This is a genomic window from Rhodococcus sp. 05-2255-1e, from assembly GCF_002259025.1.
GTDB lineage: Bacteria > Actinomycetota > Actinomycetes > Mycobacteriales > Mycobacteriaceae > Rhodococcoides > Rhodococcoides fascians.
The window spans coordinates 727,050-746,842 of the sequence record NZ_NOZE01000009.1; the positions used below are offsets into that span (position 1 = coordinate 727,050).

Here is a 19,793-nt window from a genome sequence, read left to right on the forward strand (position 1 = left end):
GGTTACCGGGCTCCGAACACCTTTGTCAAGGACGCGGCGTGCGCGAACAGTGGGGTCGGATCCGGTTGTTCTGCAGTCGGTTCGAGTACGACAGTGGTCGCGCCCGCATCGAACCAGCGCTGCAGATTGCTCATGGCGGCATCGGAATCGGATCCGACGGCGACATATACGACGATGTCGTGACCCGGCCCTGCGGCGATATGCCCGACGGCAGTCCGCAGCTGATCCGGGTCCGTCTCGCTCGTGAGAATGGTGCCGACACTCCTGCGGCCGCTCAGAGCAAGGGTTTTCGGGCCCGTGGCCCCGACGAGCAGTGGAGGTGCCTGCAGCGGAGGCCAATCGAGCTGCACATTGTCGAGCGAGACGTACCGACCCTGCGTGGTGACGCTCTCGCCCGCCAGGAGAGCGGTGAGGGCTGTCATCTGCTCGTCGAGCAACGTCAGCGGAGACTGCACTCGTGCGCCGATCTGGCCCATCCACGACTGGACGCCGTGGCCGAGTCCCACGCGGAGCCGGCCCGGATGGACCCGAGCGACGGTCGCGATCTCCATGGCCGTCGACGCCACGTTCCGCATCGGAGTGGGCAACACCCCGATGCCGACGTTCACGCGATCGGTGCTCGCGAGAATCAGTGCAGCAGTGGACAGTCCGCCGGAGAAGAAGCAGTCTTCCCACAGCCAGACCTCGTCGACGCCCGCGGCATCGGCTGCGCGAGCCGCCTCGACCAGTGCCTCCGGGGCGATCTCGGGCCTGAGTACAACGCCGATTCGGGTCATGGGAATTCTCTTTCTACTCAGCGAACGAGGTACGGGGACACCGAGCTTCGGTGCTCGTCTATGTCGAGATCCTTGCCGAGCGGCGGAAACGCACGCTGCGGGCAATTCGAGCGTTCGCAGACCCGGCAACCCGCTCCGATCGGAGTCGCGACCGCCGAGCCCTGCACGTCCAGTCCGTCGGCATAGACGAGCCGTCCTGCATGGCGCAGTTCGCAACCGAGGCCGATGGCAAAAGTCTTGCCGGGCTGCCCGTATCGCGCGGCGCGGCGTTCCACCGTTCGCGCTATCCACAGGTAGTTGCGCCCGTCGGGCATCTCGGCGATCTGCGTCATGATCTTGCCGGGATACGCGAACGTCTCGTACACGTTCCACAGCGGGCACGTGCCACCGCTGGAGGAGAAGTGAAAGCCGGTGGCGGACTGTCGTTTCGACATGTTTCCGGCGCGATCGACCCGGACGAACGAGAACGGAACACCGCGCATCTCGGGGCGCTGCAGCGTGGAGAGTCGGTGGCAGATCGTCTCGTAACTCACCGAGAAGAAGGCCGACAGCCGCTCGATGTCGTATCGGAAATCCTCGGCGACGTCGTGGAACTGGTGATACGGCAACACCGTCGCGGCCGCGAAATAGTTGGCGAACCCGAGCACCGCCAATTTCTTCGACGCCTCGCTCGTGAAGTTTCCCTCGTCGGCCATCTTGTTCAACAGATCACCGCATTCGAGATACGCGAGCTCGGCGGCGAACTTGAACACCTTCTGCCCGCCGGAGAGGTGAGGAGAAATCTCCAACACCCGCGTCTGAGGGTCGAACCGATGAAGCACATTCTCACCGAGGTCGATGCGATTGACGATCTGCACGTCGTGCACCGTCCGCAACCGCTTCGCGATCTCACCGCCCACATCGGCGCGATGGAACCGGATCCGCGATGTCAATGCCTCTGCGGCGGTATCCAATTCGTGCAGATAGTTCTGTCGTTGATAGAAGTAGTCGCGCACCTCTTCGTGCGGCTTGCTTATCGAGCCGCTGCCGCTGCCGTCGGAGAATCGTTCCTCGGTCGCTGCCAACAGCTGAGCCGTCGTATTGCGGTATCGGCGATGCATATTGACCATTGCCCGAGCCAGCTGTGGGTGCGAGCTGACCATCTGCGCGATCTCGTGCGGATCGGCGTCGATGCCCATGTCTTGATCGAGTGCGACTTCGCGCAACTCGGCAACCAACCTGGTGTCGTCCTCGGAGGAGAAGAACGAGGTGTCGACGCCGAAGACCTCCGAGATGCGCAGCAGAACCGGAACCGTCAACGGACGCACGTCGTGTTCGATCTGGTTGAGATAGCTGGCAGAGATGCCGAGTTTCTGCGCCAGAGATACCTGGCTCATGCTGCGTTCGCTGCGGAGCTGCCGAAGGCGAACGCCGACGAAAGTCTTGGACACGGTTGCCAGGCTACGCCTGCGAAGAATTGCCTTAACACCGTTCGCAACTAGCTGCTGGGTCACGATTCGGTGACCGTCGGGAACATTAGCCGAAGTAAAGGCGTATACCGATATACGAGCTATTCATCACGCACCTCGAGGAGCGGTCATGTCCAATCGTCAGCGCACATCGGAAATCGTCAGGGACGTCGTCGTCTTCGTCACCGGAGCCGTTCTGGTCGCCTCCACCGTCTGGCTTCCCGTCCAGGGCGACCAAGAAGTCACCGGAGCCATCCTGGTGCTCGGCATCCTTGCGGCATCGTCGGCGCTCTGGGCCATCGGATCCGCGTCCAGGCAGAGTCACTGGACTCACGTCGGCCTCGGTGTGTTGCTCGCCGTCTCACCCGCGCTGATGGTCTTCCCCTCCGGATTGCTGGCCGCGGACCTGTTCGCCATCGTCGGCGGACTCGTGATCGCCGCCATGGGTGCGCTGGGGGTCATCGCGTCGCGCCGGGCACCGGTCACCTCGCGAGTAGTGGCCTCCAGCAACGAGCGCACCGGCGTTCGCATCTGAGCCCTTCTCTGCAACTGATGCTCCACTGACTGGGGCGGGCGCGGTAAATCCCGTGCTCGCCTCGGGAAGTGGAGCATTTCGTGCATTCAGCGCCGGGTCGGCCACTGCGACCGGCCTGATGCAACTGGTGCTCCACTCCCCGGGGCGGGCGCGATGAATCTCGTGTGGGGCCCGGCGAGTGGAGCATTGTGTGCAGTCATCGCCGCGATGCCCGGCGCCGCCTGACAACCGACGCGATTTCGGCAGCCACGTCGTCAGGCGCGGTGAGCACATCGAACGCCGAGTAGCGCAGCACCAACCAGCCATCGAGGATCAGCGCGTTCTGTCGTCGGCGATCCTTGCTGAATACAGCTGCTGCACTGTGGAATTCGCGACCGTCGACTTCGACGATCGTTCGGCTGCGGCGGTCGACGAAATCACACACGAACGGACCGACTGCAGCGTTCATCTCCAGGCGCAGGCCGAGTCGATGCACTGCGCGGCCCAGGGCGCGCTCGGGCTCCGACGCAAATCTCGATACCTCGAGCCGCACCTGACGAGCCAGCTCGACGTTCCCGTGCCGACCCGGGTAGCGGTCGAGTAGGCAGAGCAGCGAAGCCGGGTCCATTCCGAACTTCAGGCGCTCGTCGATCAGCAACTCGGCATCGGGGCGGGGGAGTAGCGCCAGGCAATCGAGCATCGTCTGCGCAGAGATGGTGCAGGGCAGCGCCGCGACCTCGTCGACGAGCGTGGAGTCCATGTCGCGACGGTGCAGCCGAAGCCACGACGGAGGTCGCAGCCGCGCAGTTCGAGGGACGGTGGCGTCGAGCATTGTCGGTTCGGTGGTCCAGCCGCGCAGGTACGCGGCCGATCGATGACTGAGGACGGCATCGGGTCGCCACAGCGTGATCGCCCGACAACGGTCCATCGTCGACGGCTCCCCGCGCATATGGACCGTCGGCAGGACGCGGGTGAAGCGACGCGAGATGGTGCTGGGGTGAATCCCTGCGGCGACGAGATCCCTCCACGTGGTGGGAGTGGAGCCTGCGGGGGTGGGAGTGGAGCCTGCGGAATGACCTGCGGGGGTGGGAGTGGAGCCTGCGGAACGACCTGCGGGGTTGTGGTGTGTCATGGCTGGAGCATCGGTGTGTCGTTGTGAGGTGTTGATCGGTCGACCTGGGGAAATGGAATGGCCTGTGCATGGCCGATGGCTTGTGGATGGTGCAATTCCTGCTCCACTCGACGCGCTCGCAGGGGGGATTCTCCGACGAGAGATCGCGAGTGGAGCACCTTGTGCAGCGTCCACATCGTGAGACACAGCGTGTGTGACGTCCATCACTACCGAGCCGTTTACTGACTCGATTCAGACGCTCGATTCAAACCGTACAAGCGTCCCGTAAAGAATTTTGTTCATTCCGTTCACCAACTGGGGATTCGTCGCTACCGACGAGTAACCACGCTGCCCGATCGACGAGGTATGTGAGCCCCGAAAATTTGCAGACTTAGCAAAGGGCTCTGGAAAGCTAGCCAAGATTGGCACTAACAACTGGTAGACGCCTGTTTTCGGGTGTGCCATTGTTTTGGAGTACACCAGAAGGGCCTGGCAACGATGTGAAGATTCGTCTCGCGGCAGGCCGAGAAGCAGAGAAGAGACTGGAGCTCCGATGTCGACCACCGGCACCCCGAAGACCACCGCCGAGATTCAGCAGGATTGGGACACCAACCCGCGCTGGAAGGGCGTCACCCGTAACTTCACCGCGCAGCAGGTCTCCGACCTCCAGGGCACTGTGGTCGAAGAAGCCACACTCGCTCGCCGCGGCAGCGAGATCCTGTGGGATCTCGTCAACAACGAGGACTACATCAACTCGCTCGGTGCCCTCACCGGCAACCAGGCCGTGCAGCAGATTCGCGCCGGCCTCCAGGCGATCTACCTCTCCGGCTGGCAGGTCGCCGGCGACGCCAACCTCTCGGGCCACACCTACCCGGACCAGAGCCTTTACCCGGCCAACTCGGTTCCGTCGGTCGTCCGTCGCATCAACAACGCACTCCTGCGCGCCGACGAGATCGCCAAGATCGAGGGCGACACGTCCGTCAAGAACTGGGTCGCACCCATCGTGGCCGACGCCGAAGCAGGCTTCGGTGGCGCACTGAACGCATACGAGCTGCAGAAGGCCATGATCGTGGCCGGCGCTGCCGGCGTGCACTGGGAAGACCAGCTCGCGTCGGAGAAGAAGTGCGGCCACCTCGGTGGCAAGGTGCTCATCCCCACCCAGCAGCACATCCGCACCCTGACCTCCGCCCGTCTGGCCTCGGACGTCGCCGACGTCCCCTCGGTCATCATCGCCCGCACCGACGCCGAGGCAGCCACGCTGATCACCTCCGACGTCGACGAGCGTGACCGCGAGTTCCTCGACGGAACCCGCACCGCAGAAGGCTTCTTCGGCGTCAAGAACGGCATCGAGCCCTGCATCGCCCGCGCCAAGGCCTACGCACCGTACGCAGACCTCATCTGGATGGAGACCGGCGTCCCGGACCTCGAGGTCGCCAAGAAGTTCTCCGAGTCGGTTCGCAGCGAATTCCCGGACCAGCTGCTGGCCTACAACTGCTCGCCTTCGTTCAACTGGAAGGCACACCTGGACGACGCCACCATCGCGAAGTTCCAGAAGGAACTCGGCGCCATGGGCTTCAAGTTCCAGTTCATCACCCTCGCGGGCTTCCACTCGCTCAACTACGGCATGTTCGACCTGGCACACGGCTACGCCCGCGAAGGCATGACCGCGTTCGTCGATCTGCAGGAGCGCGAGTTCAAGGCTGCAGAAGAGCGTGGCTTCACCGCCATCAAGCACCAGCGTGAGGTCGGCGCGGGCTACTTCGACCGCATCGCCACCACCGTCGACCCCAACACGTCGACCGCAGCACTGAAGGGCTCCACCGAAGAAGGCCAGTTCCACTGAGCTAGCCCGCCTCCCCGGATCTTCAGCGCACCCGTCAGGCGGTCCGCAACTTTCGTTGCGGGCCGCCTGTTCTGTCTTGCGAAGGTTTTGGGCGTACCCCAGCAGAGTTACCCCCATCTCGCTTTGAGCTGTTGTTGCGCAATGTATTTCGAAGGAGTGTCATTGTGACGGTCGAGAGGGTGGGGATCGTCGGAGCCGGACAGATGGGTGCGGGAATCGCAGAGGTCTGCGCCCGCGCGCACGTCGACGTGGCGGTCTACGAACAGACTCGCGAACTGGCGACGGCCGGCCGCAGTCGCATCCTGCAATCACTGGACCGCGGAGTGAGCAGCGGCAAGATCACCGAGCGCGAACGAGAACACGCCGCCTCCCGGTTGCGGTTCACCTGCGACCTCGGGGACTTCGCAGACCGTCAACTCGTCGTCGAAGCAGTCCTCGAGGACGAAGAGATCAAGTCGGCAATATTCGCAGAACTCGACGCGGTGGTGTCCGACGCGAATGCCGTGCTCGCGTCCAACACCTCGTCCATTCCGATCACGACGCTCGCGTCGGCCACCACGGCACCGCAGCGCGTCGTCGGACTTCATTTCTTCAATCCGGTACCGGTGTTGCCACTCGTCGAGCTGGTCACCACGAGCACAACGTCCTCTGCGGTGGCCGACCGCGCCGAAGCCTTCGCGGGAGATGTTCTCGGCAAACAGGTGGTGCGATCCGCGGATCGCTCGGGCTTCGTCGTCAACGCACTTCTCGTTCCGTATCTGCTCTCGGCGATCCGCATGGTCGAGTCGGGATTTGCCACCAAGGAAGACGTCGACAAAGCGACGGTTCTGGGTTTGGCGCACCCGATGGGACCGCTCGCGCTCGCGGATCTCGTAGGTCTCGACACCGTCAAGTCCATTGCCGACTCCATGTATTCGGAATTCGACGAGCCGCTGTTCGCGGCACCGCCGTTGTTGCTGCGCATGGTCGAGGCGGGACAGACGGGCAAGAAGACCGGGGCCGGGTTCTACCGCTACGAGAACGGCCGCGTAGCAAAGTAGTGGGCGTCTCGGGCGGGTCGCCGCGCAGCGGCTTGCCGAGCGCTATTGTCGGTCTGCCGGTGCAAATCCATCGATCCCAGGGAGCATGTCAGTGAGCAAGTCCAAGAAGTCGAACGGTCTGGTGCCCAAGGCATTCGGAATCGGGTTGGCCGCAACAGGCGCGGCCCATTTCGTGGTGCCGGAGGCCTTCGAGGGAATCACCAAGCTTCCGTTCCCCAAGGACACTCGAACCTGGATCAGTCGTAACGGGGCCACAGAACTGGCCGTCGGCGTGGCGATCGCGTACCCCAAGACCCGCAAGATCGGACTGGTCGGTCTGGCAGCGTATGTTGGATGGCTCGGCGTCAATATCGCCAAGAACAGCTGACGTTACTGTTGCGAACGACTCGTTCGGAGCAGGAATAGCCTGGTCGTAGCGGTAGCTGTGTTGCGCTTACACAGATGCGTAGGTAGCAATGTAGATATGACTTCAGCTACCGCTTACCAGGCCACCGCTCCGGACGCTCCGCTCGAGAAGGCGACGATCGAGCGACGCGCAGTCGGACCGCACGACATCCTCATCGACGTCAAGTTCGCGGGCATCTGCCACTCCGACATCCACACCGCCCGAAACGAGTGGGGCGGCACCACGTACCCCGTCGTTCCCGGACACGAGATCGCCGGCATCGTGGCCGAGGTCGGCTCCGAGGTGACCACCCGCAAGGTCGGCGACCGCGTGGGCGTCGGCTGCTTCGTCGACTCCTGCGGCAAGTGCGAGGCATGTCTCGACGGCGACGAGCAGTACTGCACCAAGGGCGTCGTCCAGACGTACAACTCCACCACCTACGAGGGTGAGTTCACCAACGGCGGCTACTCCACCCAGATCGTCGTCACCGAGAAGTTCGTACTCGGAATCCCGGAAGGCGTCGAACTCGACGTCGCAGCGCCGCTGCTGTGCGCAGGCATCACGCTGTACTCGCCCCTCAAGCACTGGGGAGCCGGCCCCGACAAGAAGGTCGCCATCATCGGTATGGGCGGCCTCGGACACATCGGCGTCAAGATCGCTCACGCCATGGGCGCGCACGTCACCGTGCTGAGCCAGACGGATGCGAAAGAAGCAGACGGCAAGGCCTACGGTGCCGACGAGTACTACGCCACCAAGGACACCACCGCGCTCAAGGATCTGCAGGGCAAGTTCGACCTGATCCTCAACACCGTCTCGGCCAACCTGCCCATGGGCAAGTACCTGGGACTGCTGGCCCGCAACGGCACCCTCGTCGAGCTCGGTGTTCCCGAGAAGCCCCTCGATATCCCGGCATTCGCCCTGTTGACCAACCGTCGCTCGTTCGCGGGCTCGATGGTCGGCGGCATCGCCGAGACCCAGGAAATGCTGGACTTCTGCGCCGAGCACCACATCGGTGCCGAGATCGAGGTCATTCCGGCCGAGAAGATCAACGAGGCATACGACCGCGTCGTCAAGTCCGACGTGCGCTACCGCTTCGTGATCGACGCAGCCACGCTGTAACTGTCTCCTTGGACGCGTGAATGGTCCATTGACCTGCCCAGACGGGGGTCGATGGACCATTCACGCCTTCGAAGGGGGTTCAGCTCTCGGCGAGTCGCTGCTTCTCGTATTCGACATCGAAATCGGCTGCGGGCCAATCGAGATCGAGCTTTTCGAGCGCGTCGATGAGAATTTCCGTGACGGCCAGTCTGCTGTACCACTTGCGGTCGGACGGGACGACGTACCACGGTGCGTGGTCGGTATCCGTGCGATCGAGAACCCGCTGATACGCCGTCCGGTACTGCGGCAGGAAACCACGCTCGGTGACGTCGCCCGGGTTGTACTTCCAGTGCTTCTCGGGTCGATCCAGCCGTTCCTGCAGTCGCTTCTTCTGTTCGTCGGCCGAGACGAACAAGGCCACCTTGACGACGACCGTGTCCTCGTCGACCAACTCCTTCTCGAAGGCGTTGATCTCGTCGAATCGCTTCTCCCACACCTGCCGTGGCACGAGGTCGTGGACCGCGACGACGAGAACGTCCTCGTAATGGGACCGATCGAACACCCCGATTCGGCCTGCGCGCGGAAGAGCTTTGCGGATGCGCCACAGGTAGTGGTGTTGCTTCTCCTCCTGGGTCGGCACCCCGAACGACGCGAGGTCGACGCCCTGCGGATCGACCATCCCGATGACGTGCTTGACCATGCCGCCCTTGCCCGCAGTGTCCATGCCCTGCAGCACGAGCAGAACCGACTTGGTGCCGCCTGCGCGCCCGTGGGCATAGAGCTTTTCCTGAAGCGCCGCGAGCACCGCACCGCGCTGCTCGAGGACGTCGTTGCCGTGTGCTTTCGCGCCGTCGAACCCCGGAGTGGCGGTGAAATCGATGTCCTCCACACGAGGAGAGGCACTGGCGCGCAGCACATCGACGGGAGAGAGCGTCCACAGTTTCGACTTGTCGGCCATAGGCGGAAGACTACTTCTCTACCATGGGATTCATGGCCCCTACCATCGCAAAAGCCGAGACTGTGTCGCGTGAGCAACTGCTCGAATTCGTATCTCCGCGGCACCACCACACCCTGATCACGCGTAAGCGCGACGACGGTCTGCAGGTCTCCCCGGTGTCCGCAGGAGTGGACTCGGAAGGCCGCATCGTCATCGCCACCTACCCCGAGCGCGCCAAGGTGCACAACATCCGCCGCACGCCGGCCGTCACCGTGTTGGTGCACAGCGACGACTGGAACGGCGACTACGTCCAGGTCGACGGGACGGCCGAGATCATCGATCTCCCCGACGCCGTCGAGCCTCTGGTGGAGTACTTCCGCAGCATCGCCGGCGAGCACTCGGACTGGGACGAGTACCGCGCAGCGATGGTGAAGCAGGGAAAGTCGTTGATCCGCATCACGATCGACACCTGGGGCCCGATCGCCGCGGGTGGATTTCCCCCGGGAAGAGTGTGACAAGCCCGCCCGGGAGAGTGTGACAAGCCCGCCCGGGAAGAGTGTGACAAGTCCGCCCGGGCGGGTGTGAGCTAGCCCTTCAGCGGTGCTGCGAACAGTGGCACTGCGTTGTCGAGTGCGTATCGGGTTCCCGCGACCGACGCGGCCGAGAATGCGTTGGACAGGTCGGTGTCACCGAGCACGACGAGGCGTCCGTCGCGGGCCGACGGGAGTCCCTGGATGAGCGGGTTCTCGGTGATGACCTCGGGTCCGCTGCCGATGGGGAACATGACCGTCAGGTCGGCGTCGAGGTTCGCGATGTTCTCCTCGGAGAGGTCGACGCTGAATTTCCCGGGTTGGGCGAGGTCCTGGATGGCCGGGGCGTTCGTCAGTCCGAGTGCTTCGAGGAAGTCGACTCGGGTGTCGCCGCGTACGTAGGCCCCGCTCTGGCCGCTGTACAGCGTGCCGACGGCGACGGACTTGCCGGCGAATTCCGGGTTGGCAGCGACGGTCTCGGCGAATTGGGTCTTGGTGTCGTCGATCAGCTTCTTGCCTTCGTCGACTTTTCCGAGCGCCTCGGCGACGATCTCGGTCTGCCCGTCCCATGTGGTGCCGTAGGCGACGTCGGTTCCCGGAGGGGCCGCGACAGTGGGGGCGATGTCGGACAGCTGGTCGTACACGGCCTTGTCGTTGGTGCTCCTGGTCCACAGGATCAGGTCCGGTGCCAAGGCGGCGACCGATTCGACGTCGATGTCGTAGGTGGCCAGGATCGTCGGGTCTGTGTCGTACTTTTCGGTGACCCAGGGGCCGAGGCCGTTGCCTCCGACGCCGAGCCAGTCACTGGCTCCGACGGGCTGCACGCCGAGAGCCAGTGCGGTTTCGGCGTCGGACCAGCCGAGTGCAACTACTCGCTGGGGGTCGGCCGGCACCTCGACCTCCCCGAACATGTCGGTGACGACGGTGCCTTCAGCAGCCGAGTCGGCCGAGTCGCCGCCGTCGGAATTACCGGATCCGCACGCGGTCAGGGTCAGAGCGAGGGCCACGGCTGCCGCAGGCAGGGCCAGAGATCGAGAAATGCGCATAGGGCACGCTAACCTATCAAGCGCGGAAGTGCTCCACGATCTTCGCGCAGAAGGCAGGCAGGTCGTCGGGGTTACGACTCGACACCAGGTTGCCGTCCACGACCACTTCCTCGTCGACGACAGTCGCACCGGCGTTGCGCAGGTCGGTCCGAATGCTCGGGTAGGACGTCAGCGTGCGGCCTTTCAGTACGTCTGCTTCGGCCAACGTCCACGCGCCGTGGCAGATGACTCCGACCGGTTTGCGCGCCTGAACGAATGCGCGCACGAATTCCACTGCGTCCGCATCCACGCGCAGTTGATCGGGATTCGTGGTGCCGCCGGGCAGGATCAACGCGTCGAAGTCGTCGACCGATACCTCGCCCGCGATCTTGTCGACACTGAACGTGTCGCCTGCGTTCACGTCGCTGTTCATGGCTTGGATGTCGCCGTGATCGAGCGACACCAATGTGACTGTGGCACCAGCATTTTCGACGGCTTCACGAGGCTGCACCAATTCGACCTGCTCGACACCGTCGGTGGCGAGAACGGCAATGCGGCGTCCGGACAATGTTTCGTTGCTCATGCTCGTTCGGATTACCGGCGCGATCGAGTTTCAAACGAGAACCGTGTGCGCGGCAGTGGTACGAATGGACACATGAGCGAATCACCGATCGAATCTCCGACCGAGGATCGCGTCGAGCAGAATCTGCCGATCGCGGACGAACCGGACGAGCCGGATGCGGGCGATCTCCCCGTCGAGGCCGACGCCACGGACGTCATCGAACAACGCACCGAAGTTCCGCTCGACGACGAATACGACGAGCGCTAGGACTTACCCGGCTCGTCGTCCACCAGAGGATGCGGCTGCGACTTGAACTTGGCCGGTGAGCCGTCGGCCATGGCCACGCCGTGGATGCCGCCCCACATCATCATGCAGAGGTAGTCGATCAGGTCATCGGCGGACATGGACTTGTTCGAGATCCACCAGTGCGTGGCCAACTGGACTGCGCCGACGATGGCGAACGCCCACGGCACCGAGCCGCCCGAATCCATCTCGCGTTGGCGCAGCCGCTCACCCAACACGGTGGAGAGGAGTTCGGCGATCATGCGCTCGGACTCGGCCACCACGTCCCGGTTGTTGCCGGCGTTGTTGGCCATCACGTAGAGGTACACCTCGGGATCGGTGGCCACCGTCTCGACGTAGGCGGTCACCACCACCCGGGTCAGCTCGTACTCGTCGAGCTCGTGGGAGATCGCGGAGTAGATGCGCGGCGCGAGGGTGGTTTCGACGTACCGGGACATCGTCGCGCTGGTCAGATCGTTCTTGTCGGTGAAATACCGATAGAGCACCGTCTTCGAGATACCGATCTCCGACGCGATCTCGTCCATCCCGATCTCTCGACCACGCAGCCGGATCGCGGCCAACGTACCGTCGACGAGCTCCTCGCGTCGGGCAATCTTGTGCTCTCGCCATCGACGCTTGCGGCCGTCCGGCTTCTCGATCTTGGGCTTGTCCGCGTCCGCCTCGGGGGCGTCCTCCGAGGCTGCCGCCGCACTATTTTTCACCACGTCACCCACCTTATGCGTCGGGTACGACACAGGAGGGGGCCGTGCCCGGTTGATCGGTTGCGATTCTGGGCACAATGTCGGGTGTGCAGCTCATGAACTTCGACGACGAGACCAAGCGTCGCGACCTCCGCAAGATGAAAACCGTCGCGACGGGATTCCTCGTCTTCGCCTCGATCGTCTATCTCTTCTGCCGCTGGCAGGAATCCACCGGGGCCGGGGCATGGGTGGGGTACGTCCGAGCGGCGTCGGAGGCAGGCATGGTGGGCGCGCTGGCGGACTGGTTCGCAGTGACGGCCCTGTTCAAGCATCCGCTGGGCATTCCGATTCCGCACACAGCCCTGATCAAGAAGAAGAAGGACCAGCTCGGTGCCAGCCTGAGCTCGTTCGTCGGTAGCAACTTCCTCGCGCCCGAGGTCGTCTCGGAGAAGGTCGCGTCGGCTCAGGTGCCGTTGCGGCTCGGCACCTGGCTCGCCCAACCCGACAATGCGGAACGGGTGGCGGCCGAGGCGGCAACGGTGCTGCACGGCGTGGTCGACGTGCTCAACGACGAGGACATCACCGCCGTCATCGACAGCACCATCGTGCGCCGACTGGCCGATCCGCAATGGGGTCCGCCGATCGGCCGCATCCTCGACGAGCTGCTTCGCGAGAACCGTCAGCTGCCGCTGATCGACATGCTGGCCGAGCGGGCTCATCAGTGGGCACTGGGCAGCCAGGAAATGATCGATCGTGTGGTCGCCCGGGACTCGCCCAACTGGTCGCCGAAGTTCGTCGACACGCTGCTGGGGGAGAAGGTCTACAAGGAACTCGTCGAGTTCACGTGGAAGATCCGCTCCAATCCCGAACACGAGGTGCGCCTGGCGGCGAACAAGTTCCTCGTCGACTACGCCAACGATCTGCAGAACGATCCGGCCACCATCGAGAAGGCCGAGAAGCTCAAGGCACAGATCATGGGCCGCGAGGAGATCACCGGGCTCGCCGCGTCGACGTGGAAGGTGGCAAAGCGTCTGATCACCGAGTCGGTGGACGATCCGACGAGTACTTTGCGCAACAAGATCAAGGAGAACACGGCCAACTTCGGCATTCGACTGCGCGACGACGACGAATTGCGCGGAAAAGCCGACGGTTGGCTGCTGGGTGGGGCCCGTTACATGGCTGCCAACTACGCAGACGAGATCACGACGATCATCGGCGACACCGTCGCGCGCTGGGACGCCGAGGAAGCGAGCAGGAAGATCGAACTGCAGGTCGGACGGGATCTCCAGTTCATCCGGATCAACGGCACCGTCGTCGGTTCCATCGCAGGCCTGGCGATCTACACCGTCTCCGATCTGATCTTCGGGCACTAGTGCTAGCAGAGTGCTTGCAATAGTTAGCACCCTTCGGTACCGTCCAGTAGGACACCGAAACCAGGAGGCCGAGATGGCCGAGAACGAGGGGGATCTGGTCGCCAAAGCGACCGAGGCGACGCAGGTGGTCGCCGAGGCCGGAGACCTTGTCGCCGCAGTCGTCACGACTGCAGCCCAGGACATCGGAAGCTACATCCGGTCCCAGCGAGAAGCCGCACAAGTATCCATGCGGCAGCTCGCGAGCAGGGCCGGAGTGAGCAACCCGTATCTGAGCCAGATCGAACGCGGACTACGCAATCCGTCCGCAGAAGTGCTTGCGCAGATAGCCAAGGGTCTGCGCGTCTCCTCCGAGGTGCTGTACGTCCGGGCCGGGATCTTGGAAGCGCGTCCCCACGGTCCGGTGCGCGAAGCTCTGCTCGGCGATGAGCACATCACCGAACGGCAGAAGCAAGTGCTGATCGAGATCTACGACTCGTTCTGTCGTGAGAACGAGTCGACGCAAGAGCCCGAAACCGACGAACAGGAGACACCAGATGTCTGATTCCAAGAACTTCGAGAACGTCAAGACTCCGATCTACGCAGCTGTCGGTGCCGGCGACGCAGTCGTCCAGGCCGTAGCAGATGTCGTGGCACAGGTGCGCTCGCGCGCCGAGAGCCGGACCAGCGAGGTCAACGCCCGCATCGCAGACCTCTCCGACGAGGTCACCGAGGGCGTCGAGTCGCTCCGCGAGCGCCTGACGAACCTGCCCGCAGAGCTGCCCGACGAGATCGCCGAGCTCCGCGAGCGCTTCACCCCGGACGAGCTTCGCAAGGTAGCCGAGGCGTACCTCAAGGTCGCGTCCGACCTGTACACCTCGCTCGCCGAGCGCGGCGAAGAGACCGTCGAGCGCATCCGCCGCACCCCGGCAGTCGAAGAAGGCCTTGAACGGGCCAACTCCGCCGCCAACGACGTCGTCGACCTCACCGAGCACGCTCTCGGAACTGTCGCATCGCAGACCCGCGCAGTCGGCGAGCGCGCCGCAGCTCTGGCCGGCATCGCGTCGGACAAGGTTCGCGAAGGTGCCGACGAGATCTCCGAGGCCGCCGACGAGCTCGCCGAGAACATCGACGAAGCCGGCGACGAAGCCAAGGACAAGGCCGTCGAGGCGTCCGACAAGGTGAGCGGCGTGGCAGGCAAGGTCGAATCCAAGACCCGCGGCACCGCCGACGCACCGATCAAGAAGGCTGCTCCGGCACCGGCCAAGAAGACGGCACCGGCACCGGCCGCCAAGAAGACCGCACCGGCACCGGCTGCCAAGAAGGCTCCGGCCAAGAAGACCACCAGCTAAAGCACTCGTAAAGAAAACGACCCCTGCACCGCACGGTGCAGGGGTCGTTTCTCGTACACTGGGCGACGTGATTGCGAGCAGCTTCTCCCAGACGATCTTCCTGATCCTGCAAATCATCTCGATTGCAGGGGCTGCGTACGCAATCTTCCACGCGCTACGCCAACGTGCCGACGCTTTTCCGGCCACCGGCAAGCTGACCAAGAACGCCTGGCTGGGCATTCTGGCCGTCGGGCTGCTGCTGACGCTGATCGGCCCGATCGTCATCATGTTCTGGATCATCGGAGTCGTCGCGATCGCGGTGTACCTGGTGGACGTGCGTCCCAAGATCGACGGCATTCAGCGCGGACCGCGCTGGTAGAGGGGCTTCGGTGCCTGTTCGGCGCTGGGCGTAACCTCTACCGCACCCGCTCGGGGGTCACAGGTAGAGGGGAATATCAGTGGTTTCACGCAAGGTAATCGAACGTTCGCTGCTCGGAGTCGGAGGCATCGCCGCGGCCGCGAGCATCGGGGCCTTCGTCGTTCGGCGACGTCGACTGCATTCGTTCACCAAGACCACGGACGTGCAGCCGGACGAGTTGCTGCAGCATCCCACGGCCGAGCCGACCGTCACCGAAGTCGTCACCGACGACGGCGCACACCTGCACGTGCGGAGCTACGGTGACCCCGATGCCGAACCAGTCCTGTTCAGTCATGGTTGGACCTGCTCGGCCGATTACTGGTTTCCGCAGATCAATGCGCTCGCAGGTCGCTACCGCGTCATCGTCTACGACCAGCGCGGACACGGGCGCAGCGACGTCGGAACGCGTCCGCTGAGCCCCGACGTACTGGCCGACGACCTGTCGGCCGTTCTCTCGGCCACCGTCACCGAGGGCAACAAGACCGTCCTGGTGGGGCACAGTATGGGCGGCATGTCGATCATGGCGTGGGCCGGAAATTACCCCGATCAGGTCGACCGCCTGGTCAGCGCCGTGCTGCTCGCCAGCACAGCGACGGATTCCCTCGTCCGAGAGACCACCGTCATCCCGTTGCCGCAGCGCTTCCCACGGGTACCCGCTCCGGTGGGACGCGCTGTGCTGAGCTCGGCGCTACCGCTACGGCCGTCCCCGGTGACCCGCCAAGCCATCAAGTACATCTCGATGGCTCCCGGTGCCACGCCCGCCGAGGTGGCGTTCTGCGAGAAGATCGTGCTCGAGTGCGCGCCGCGTACCCGGGGTATCTGGGGCGCTGCGTTGAGCGACCTCGACATCCGCGAGGCGCTCGAGAACATGTCCGTGCCCACCAGCGTGCTCGTCGGATCTGCGGATCGACTGACCCCGCCCGTGCACGCGCGCAAGCTCGCCCGAGCACTCGACGACCACGATCACCTGAGCCGACTGATCGTGATCCCCGGAATCGGCCACATGAGCTCGGTGGAAGCGATCGACGACTTCAACGCCGAAGTGGTTCGCCTGCGGAACCTGTGACCCTAACGGTCTAGCTGAACACCACGGTCTTGCGTCCGTGCACCAGGACGCGATCCTCGAGGTGCCAGCGCAGGCCGCGGGAGAGCACCAGCTTCTCGATGTCGCGCCCCTGACGCACCATGTCGGTCACCTCGTCGGAGTGGTCGACGCGGATGACGTCCTGCTCGATGATCGGACCTGCGTCGAGCTCGGCCGTCACGTAATGGCACGTCGCGCCGATGAGCTTGACGCCACGGGCGAACGCCTGGTGGTACGGCCGAGCACCGACGAACGACGGCAGGAAGCTGTGGTGGATGTTGATGGCGCGACCGGCCCAGTGCTCGCACAGCGACTCGGGCAACACCTGCATGAAACGCGCCAACACGACCGCGTGCGGGTCGTAGGAGTCGACGAGCGACCGAACTTCCTCGAAGGCCGGTCCGCGCTCGGACGGGTCCTTCGCGAACTCGACGTGATGGAAGGGTGTTCCGTGCGCCGCAGCGACGGGCTCGAGCGACCTGTGGTTGCCGATCACCGCCGAGATCTGAGCGGGTAGCTCCCCGCCGGCCGCGCGGCCCAGGAGATCGTGCAAGCAATGCGCTTCCTTGCTCACCAGCAGCACGACTCGCTTGGGTGCGCCCGAATCATGCAGTGCCCATTCGGTTTCCGGGCCGAGCTCGGCAGCCACCTCGGCGAAGCGGGCACGCAGATCCTCGACACTCATGCTCACCGACGAGGCCCGCACGGCCTGACGCGTGAAGAACCAACCGGTATCGGGATCGGCGTGATAGGCGGCCTCGACGATCCAGCCGCCGACCTCGGCGAGGAACGTGGAGATACGGGCGACGATGCCCGTCTTGTCTGGGCAACCGAGGGACAGAACGTAGCGGCGATCCTCGGACACGGAAGAACTCATGAGGGCAATTCTCTCAGGGCGCTCGCAACCCGGTTGCCACCAGTGTCCCGAGATCGATCGAATCGATGCCGCGCTCGGTCAGCGACGCGAACAAGTCCGCTCGAATCCGCCCGACGGCTGCATCGTCGAACGGGGTGAGGGCACCGCGCAGAGCACTGCCCAACACGAAGCTCCACACGAACGACTCGGTGGCGGGTACATGATTGCTCAGCTCGGATACCCGGACGTCCGTCGTACCCGCCGCCGCGAGCCACGTACCGAGCAGATCGGCCGTCTCCATCCGCCGGATCGGGTGCTTGTCGTACCCCTCCTGCGCGAGGCGGCCCTCCTGCTCGGTGGACGGTGAATGTGCTGCGATCACCTCGAAGTACGCACGGGAGAACGCCTCGATTGCGCCCTGACGCCACACCGTCACCCCGACGCCGCCACCAGGCCGGACCAGCGACACCAGACGCGAGAAGTCCCGCTCGGGATCCGGCAGGAAGAAGATGCCGTACGAACACGCCAGGGCGTCGTATCCGGCGTCGGGAACGGTAGACGGCGGTTCCCAGGCAGTGGCGTCGGCGACGACGAAGTCGATGTTGCGTAGGGCGCGCTCGGTGGCGTTCGCCCGGCCCACCTCCAGCAGGTCGTCGGCGAGGTCGACGGCATGGACCAGGCCGTCCGGGCCGACAGCTGCCGCGGCGGGAAGCGCCGACGCCCCCGTGCCGGAACACACGTCCAGTACGGCGTCGCCGGATCGCAGCCCGAGAGCGAACGTCAGCGACTGCCCGGCCGGGCCCCAGACCAGCGGCGTCACCGCGTCGAACTCCCTGCTGGTGGCGTTGAACGTGTCGGCGAGCGAGGCTGCGTCCATAGCCGAGAATGGTAGACCGACAGGGCCGCGACATGCGGTGCTGTGAAAAGCTGGGTTCATGACACTCACCCGCGCCGCCCTCGCCGGAATGGTCGATCACACCCTGCTCAAGCCGGAGGCCACGGCCGCCGACGTGGAGGCCCTCATCGAGGAAGGCCGCGAGCTGGGAGTGCTCGCCGTGTGCGTCTCCCCGTCGATGCTGCCGATTCGCGCCGAGGGAATGCTCACCGCTGTGGTGGCCGGATTTCCGTCGGGCAAGCATCATTCGCTGATCAAAGGGTCCGAGGCGCGACTGGCCGTGCAGCAGGGTGCCGACGAGGTCGACATGGTGATCGACGTCGGCGCGGCCATCGCCGGGGACTACAACGCCGTGCTGGCCGACATCGTGACCGTCCGCGAAGGCATCGGCGACGCCGTACTCAAGGTGATCATCGAATCCGCAGCGCTGTCCGATAAGGCGATCGTCGAAGTGTGCCGCGCCGCCGAGAAGGCCGGAGCTCACTTCGTCAAGACATCCACCGGATTCCATCCCGCAGGCGGCGCGAGCGTCGAGGCCGTGCGGCTGATGGCCGAGACCGTCGGCGGACGATTGGGCGTCAAAGCCAGCGGCGGCATCCGCACCACTGATGCTGCCCTGGCCATGATCGACGCCGGTGCCACGCGGTTGGGGCTATCGGGTACCCGTGCGGTGTTGGACGGGCTGAACTAGAGCGACTGCGTCGCACGTGCACGGAAACTCGTAGTGGGCTACGAGTTTCCGCTCACATGGTTTACGCAACCAGGGAGCAACCCTCGGGCGTCTGCTGATTCTGGTTCTGCTGGTTGGCCGGGATGGTGTACTGGCCGCCTTCGAGGGCGAGTTCGATGCCGGAGTCGGTGACGGTCAGCGACGTCGGAGCCATGTCCAGCGGGTACGCCTGCAGGCTGTCGGTGAGCACGCCGACGACGGAATCGACCAGATCGGTGGGGATTCCCAGGCCCAGAATCGATGCGTCGACGGTTTGGACGTCGACCTTGCCGCCCGTGACCTGCGGCTTGACGGTCAGCTTCGCAAGCGCGCCGACGGCGAACTCCAGGGTGCCCGCCGACGCGTCGGACGTGACCCCGGAGACGATGGCACCGATGCCCTGGCTCTGCAGGGTGCGGGTGATGCCGTCGGTCGACCACGAGATGTCGGCACTCGAGCTACCGATGGTGCCGCCCGAGTCGGCGCTTTGGGTCAGGTTCAGATCGTTCGCCTCGGCGTGCACGACCATGCCCTCGGCCGGGCCGAATCGAGCATCGTCGCTGTCGACGGTCACCGACGAGACCTTCTTGTCGACCAAGGACAGCAAGACCGGCTTGAAGCCGAGACCCACCTCCACCTGGCTGCCCAGCTCGGACTCGAGCTGGCCGGCGAGGCAGGATTTTATCTGCTGCCGAACGAACAGTTCTCCGCCGATGACGGCGACGAGGAGGACGACAACAACGGAGACTGCGATCAGCGGTACTGTGCTGCGCCTGGCTGAGGATGTCATTCCCGGCAGTCTTCCCGAAGTTTCTGAGCAAGCTCTGTGAAACTCGCCGAGTCCGGGGATTCGATTCGAAAGTTTGTGATGTGTAACACATTCTGACGTACTCTTGCTG

23 protein-coding genes are annotated in these 19,793 nt (G+C 64.4%); 13 read left to right on the top strand and 10 right to left on the bottom strand.

The window, feature by feature from the left end:
• Nucleotides 1-2: 2 nt before the first annotated feature.
• The gene (locus tag CH262_RS06865) at nt 3-776 is read right to left on the bottom strand and encodes an LLM class flavin-dependent oxidoreductase (protein WP_094717263.1); all 774 of its coding nucleotides are present in this window, start codon (nt 774-776) and stop codon (nt 3-5) included.
• Nucleotides 777-793: 17 nt separating this feature from the next.
• The gene (gene ramB, locus CH262_RS06870) at nt 794-2,206 is read right to left on the bottom strand and encodes an acetate metabolism transcriptional regulator RamB (protein ID WP_027498407.1); all 1,413 of its coding nucleotides are present in this window, start codon (nt 2,204-2,206) and stop codon (nt 794-796) included.
• A 148-nt stretch (nt 2,207-2,354) separates the two neighbouring features.
• Between ramB and CH262_RS06875 the strand changes: the two genes are divergently transcribed.
• On the top strand, nt 2,355-2,759 hold the full coding sequence (locus CH262_RS06875) for an SPW repeat domain-containing protein (RefSeq protein ID WP_032381228.1): 405 nt from the start codon (nt 2,355-2,357) through the stop codon (nt 2,757-2,759).
• 196 nt (nt 2,760-2,955) lie between these two features.
• On the opposite strand, the gene CH262_RS06880 is transcribed toward CH262_RS06875, so the two are convergent.
• Nucleotides 2,956-3,870 carry a DUF559 domain-containing protein gene (locus CH262_RS06880; RefSeq protein ID WP_143547078.1) on the bottom strand — a complete coding sequence of 305 codons (915 nt, stop codon included), beginning with the start codon at nt 3,868-3,870 and terminating at the stop codon, nt 2,956-2,958.
• A 532-nt stretch (nt 3,871-4,402) separates the two neighbouring features.
• On the opposite strand from CH262_RS06880, the gene aceA reads away from it, so the two are divergent.
• The 4 genes from aceA to CH262_RS06900 all read left to right on the top strand — a co-directional run bounded on the left by aceA (nt 4,403) and on the right by CH262_RS06900 (nt 8,236).
• The gene (gene aceA, locus CH262_RS06885; protein ID WP_027498404.1) at nt 4,403-5,692 is read left to right on the top strand and encodes an isocitrate lyase; all 1,290 of its coding nucleotides are present in this window, start codon (nt 4,403-4,405) and stop codon (nt 5,690-5,692) included.
• A gap of 164 nt (nt 5,693-5,856) precedes the next feature.
• On the top strand, nt 5,857-6,732 hold the full coding sequence (locus CH262_RS06890) for a 3-hydroxybutyryl-CoA dehydrogenase (protein ID WP_094717265.1): 876 nt from the start codon (nt 5,857-5,859) through the stop codon (nt 6,730-6,732).
• Nucleotides 6,733-6,817: 85 nt separating this feature from the next.
• Nucleotides 6,818-7,099: a hypothetical protein gene (locus CH262_RS06895; protein ID WP_205914000.1), complete on the top strand. Its 282-nt coding sequence runs from the start codon at nt 6,818-6,820 to the stop codon at nt 7,097-7,099.
• A gap of 96 nt (nt 7,100-7,195) precedes the next feature.
• On the top strand, nt 7,196-8,236 hold the full coding sequence (locus tag CH262_RS06900) for an NAD(P)-dependent alcohol dehydrogenase (RefSeq protein ID WP_048316316.1): 1,041 nt from the start codon (nt 7,196-7,198) through the stop codon (nt 8,234-8,236).
• A gap of 79 nt (nt 8,237-8,315) precedes the next feature.
• Here CH262_RS06900 and CH262_RS06905 read toward each other — a convergent pair whose 3' ends face one another.
• Complete coding sequence (locus CH262_RS06905) at nt 8,316-9,173, bottom strand: PPK2 family polyphosphate kinase (protein ID WP_032373733.1); 858 nt, start codon at nt 9,171-9,173, stop codon at nt 8,316-8,318.
• Between the two features lie 32 nt (nt 9,174-9,205).
• Here CH262_RS06905 and CH262_RS06910 point away from each other — a divergent pair, with 32 nt between their 5' ends.
• Nucleotides 9,206-9,667, top strand: coding sequence for a PPOX class F420-dependent oxidoreductase (locus tag CH262_RS06910; RefSeq protein ID WP_027498399.1), 462 nt, complete (start codon nt 9,206-9,208; stop codon nt 9,665-9,667).
• A gap of 71 nt (nt 9,668-9,738) precedes the next feature.
• On the opposite strand, the gene CH262_RS06915 is transcribed toward CH262_RS06910, so the two are convergent.
• Nucleotides 9,739-10,728, bottom strand: coding sequence for an iron-siderophore ABC transporter substrate-binding protein (locus CH262_RS06915; protein ID WP_094717266.1), 990 nt, complete (start codon nt 10,726-10,728; stop codon nt 9,739-9,741).
• A gap of 16 nt (nt 10,729-10,744) precedes the next feature.
• Nucleotides 10,745-11,290, bottom strand: a complete 546-nt coding sequence (locus CH262_RS06920; RefSeq protein WP_176457040.1) for a type 1 glutamine amidotransferase domain-containing protein — start codon at nt 11,288-11,290, stop codon at nt 10,745-10,747.
• A 72-nt stretch (nt 11,291-11,362) separates the two neighbouring features.
• Here CH262_RS06920 and CH262_RS27500 point away from each other — a divergent pair, with 72 nt between their 5' ends.
• A complete protein-coding gene (locus CH262_RS27500) occupies nt 11,363-11,536 on the top strand; it encodes a hypothetical protein (protein ID WP_167326064.1) in 174 nt (57 codons plus the stop codon).
• Here CH262_RS27500 and CH262_RS06925 read toward each other — a convergent pair.
• Nucleotides 11,533-12,210, bottom strand: a complete 678-nt coding sequence (locus tag CH262_RS06925) for a TetR/AcrR family transcriptional regulator (RefSeq protein ID WP_228139367.1) — start codon at nt 12,208-12,210, stop codon at nt 11,533-11,535. The genes CH262_RS27500 and CH262_RS06925 overlap by 4 nt on opposite strands.
• Before the next feature lie 140 nt (nt 12,211-12,350).
• Here CH262_RS06925 and CH262_RS06930 point away from each other — a divergent pair, with 140 nt between their 5' ends.
• The 5 genes from CH262_RS06930 (at nt 12,351) to CH262_RS06950 (ending at nt 16,416) form a co-directional block, all read left to right on the top strand.
• On the top strand, nt 12,351-13,625 hold the full coding sequence (locus tag CH262_RS06930; protein ID WP_179274921.1) for a DUF445 domain-containing protein: 1,275 nt from the start codon (nt 12,351-12,353) through the stop codon (nt 13,623-13,625).
• 73 nt (nt 13,626-13,698) lie between these two features.
• Entirely contained in the window at nt 13,699-14,166 is a 468-nt protein-coding gene (locus CH262_RS06935; RefSeq protein WP_027498394.1) for a helix-turn-helix domain-containing protein, read from the top strand.
• Entirely contained in the window at nt 14,159-14,953 is a 795-nt protein-coding gene (locus CH262_RS06940) for a heparin-binding hemagglutinin (RefSeq protein ID WP_032390624.1), read from the top strand. Before CH262_RS06935 ends, CH262_RS06940 begins: the two co-directional genes overlap by 8 nt.
• A gap of 67 nt (nt 14,954-15,020) precedes the next feature.
• A complete protein-coding gene (locus tag CH262_RS06945; protein ID WP_027498392.1) occupies nt 15,021-15,311 on the top strand; it encodes a DUF2516 family protein in 291 nt (96 codons plus the stop codon).
• 73 nt (nt 15,312-15,384) lie between these two features.
• On the top strand, nt 15,385-16,416 hold the full coding sequence (locus tag CH262_RS06950; protein WP_179274941.1) for an alpha/beta fold hydrolase: 1,032 nt from the start codon (nt 15,385-15,387) through the stop codon (nt 16,414-16,416).
• Between the two features lie 10 nt (nt 16,417-16,426).
• On the opposite strand, the gene purU is transcribed toward CH262_RS06950, so the two are convergent.
• Both purU and CH262_RS06960 read right to left on the bottom strand, forming a co-directional pair.
• The gene (gene purU / locus CH262_RS06955; RefSeq protein WP_032365183.1) at nt 16,427-17,311 is read right to left on the bottom strand and encodes a formyltetrahydrofolate deformylase; all 885 of its coding nucleotides are present in this window, start codon (nt 17,309-17,311) and stop codon (nt 16,427-16,429) included.
• Between the two features lie 13 nt (nt 17,312-17,324).
• The gene (locus CH262_RS06960; protein WP_094717268.1) at nt 17,325-18,167 is read right to left on the bottom strand and encodes a class I SAM-dependent methyltransferase; all 843 of its coding nucleotides are present in this window, start codon (nt 18,165-18,167) and stop codon (nt 17,325-17,327) included.
• Nucleotides 18,168-18,225: 58 nt separating this feature from the next.
• Here CH262_RS06960 and deoC point away from each other — a divergent pair, with 58 nt between their 5' ends.
• A complete protein-coding gene (gene deoC / locus CH262_RS06965) occupies nt 18,226-18,876 on the top strand; it encodes a deoxyribose-phosphate aldolase (RefSeq protein WP_094717269.1) in 651 nt (216 codons plus the stop codon).
• A 61-nt stretch (nt 18,877-18,937) separates the two neighbouring features.
• On the opposite strand, the gene CH262_RS06970 is transcribed toward deoC, so the two are convergent.
• Entirely contained in the window at nt 18,938-19,684 is a 747-nt protein-coding gene (locus CH262_RS06970) for an LmeA family phospholipid-binding protein (protein WP_179274922.1), read from the bottom strand.
• Between the last annotated feature and the right edge of the window lie 109 nt (nt 19,685-19,793).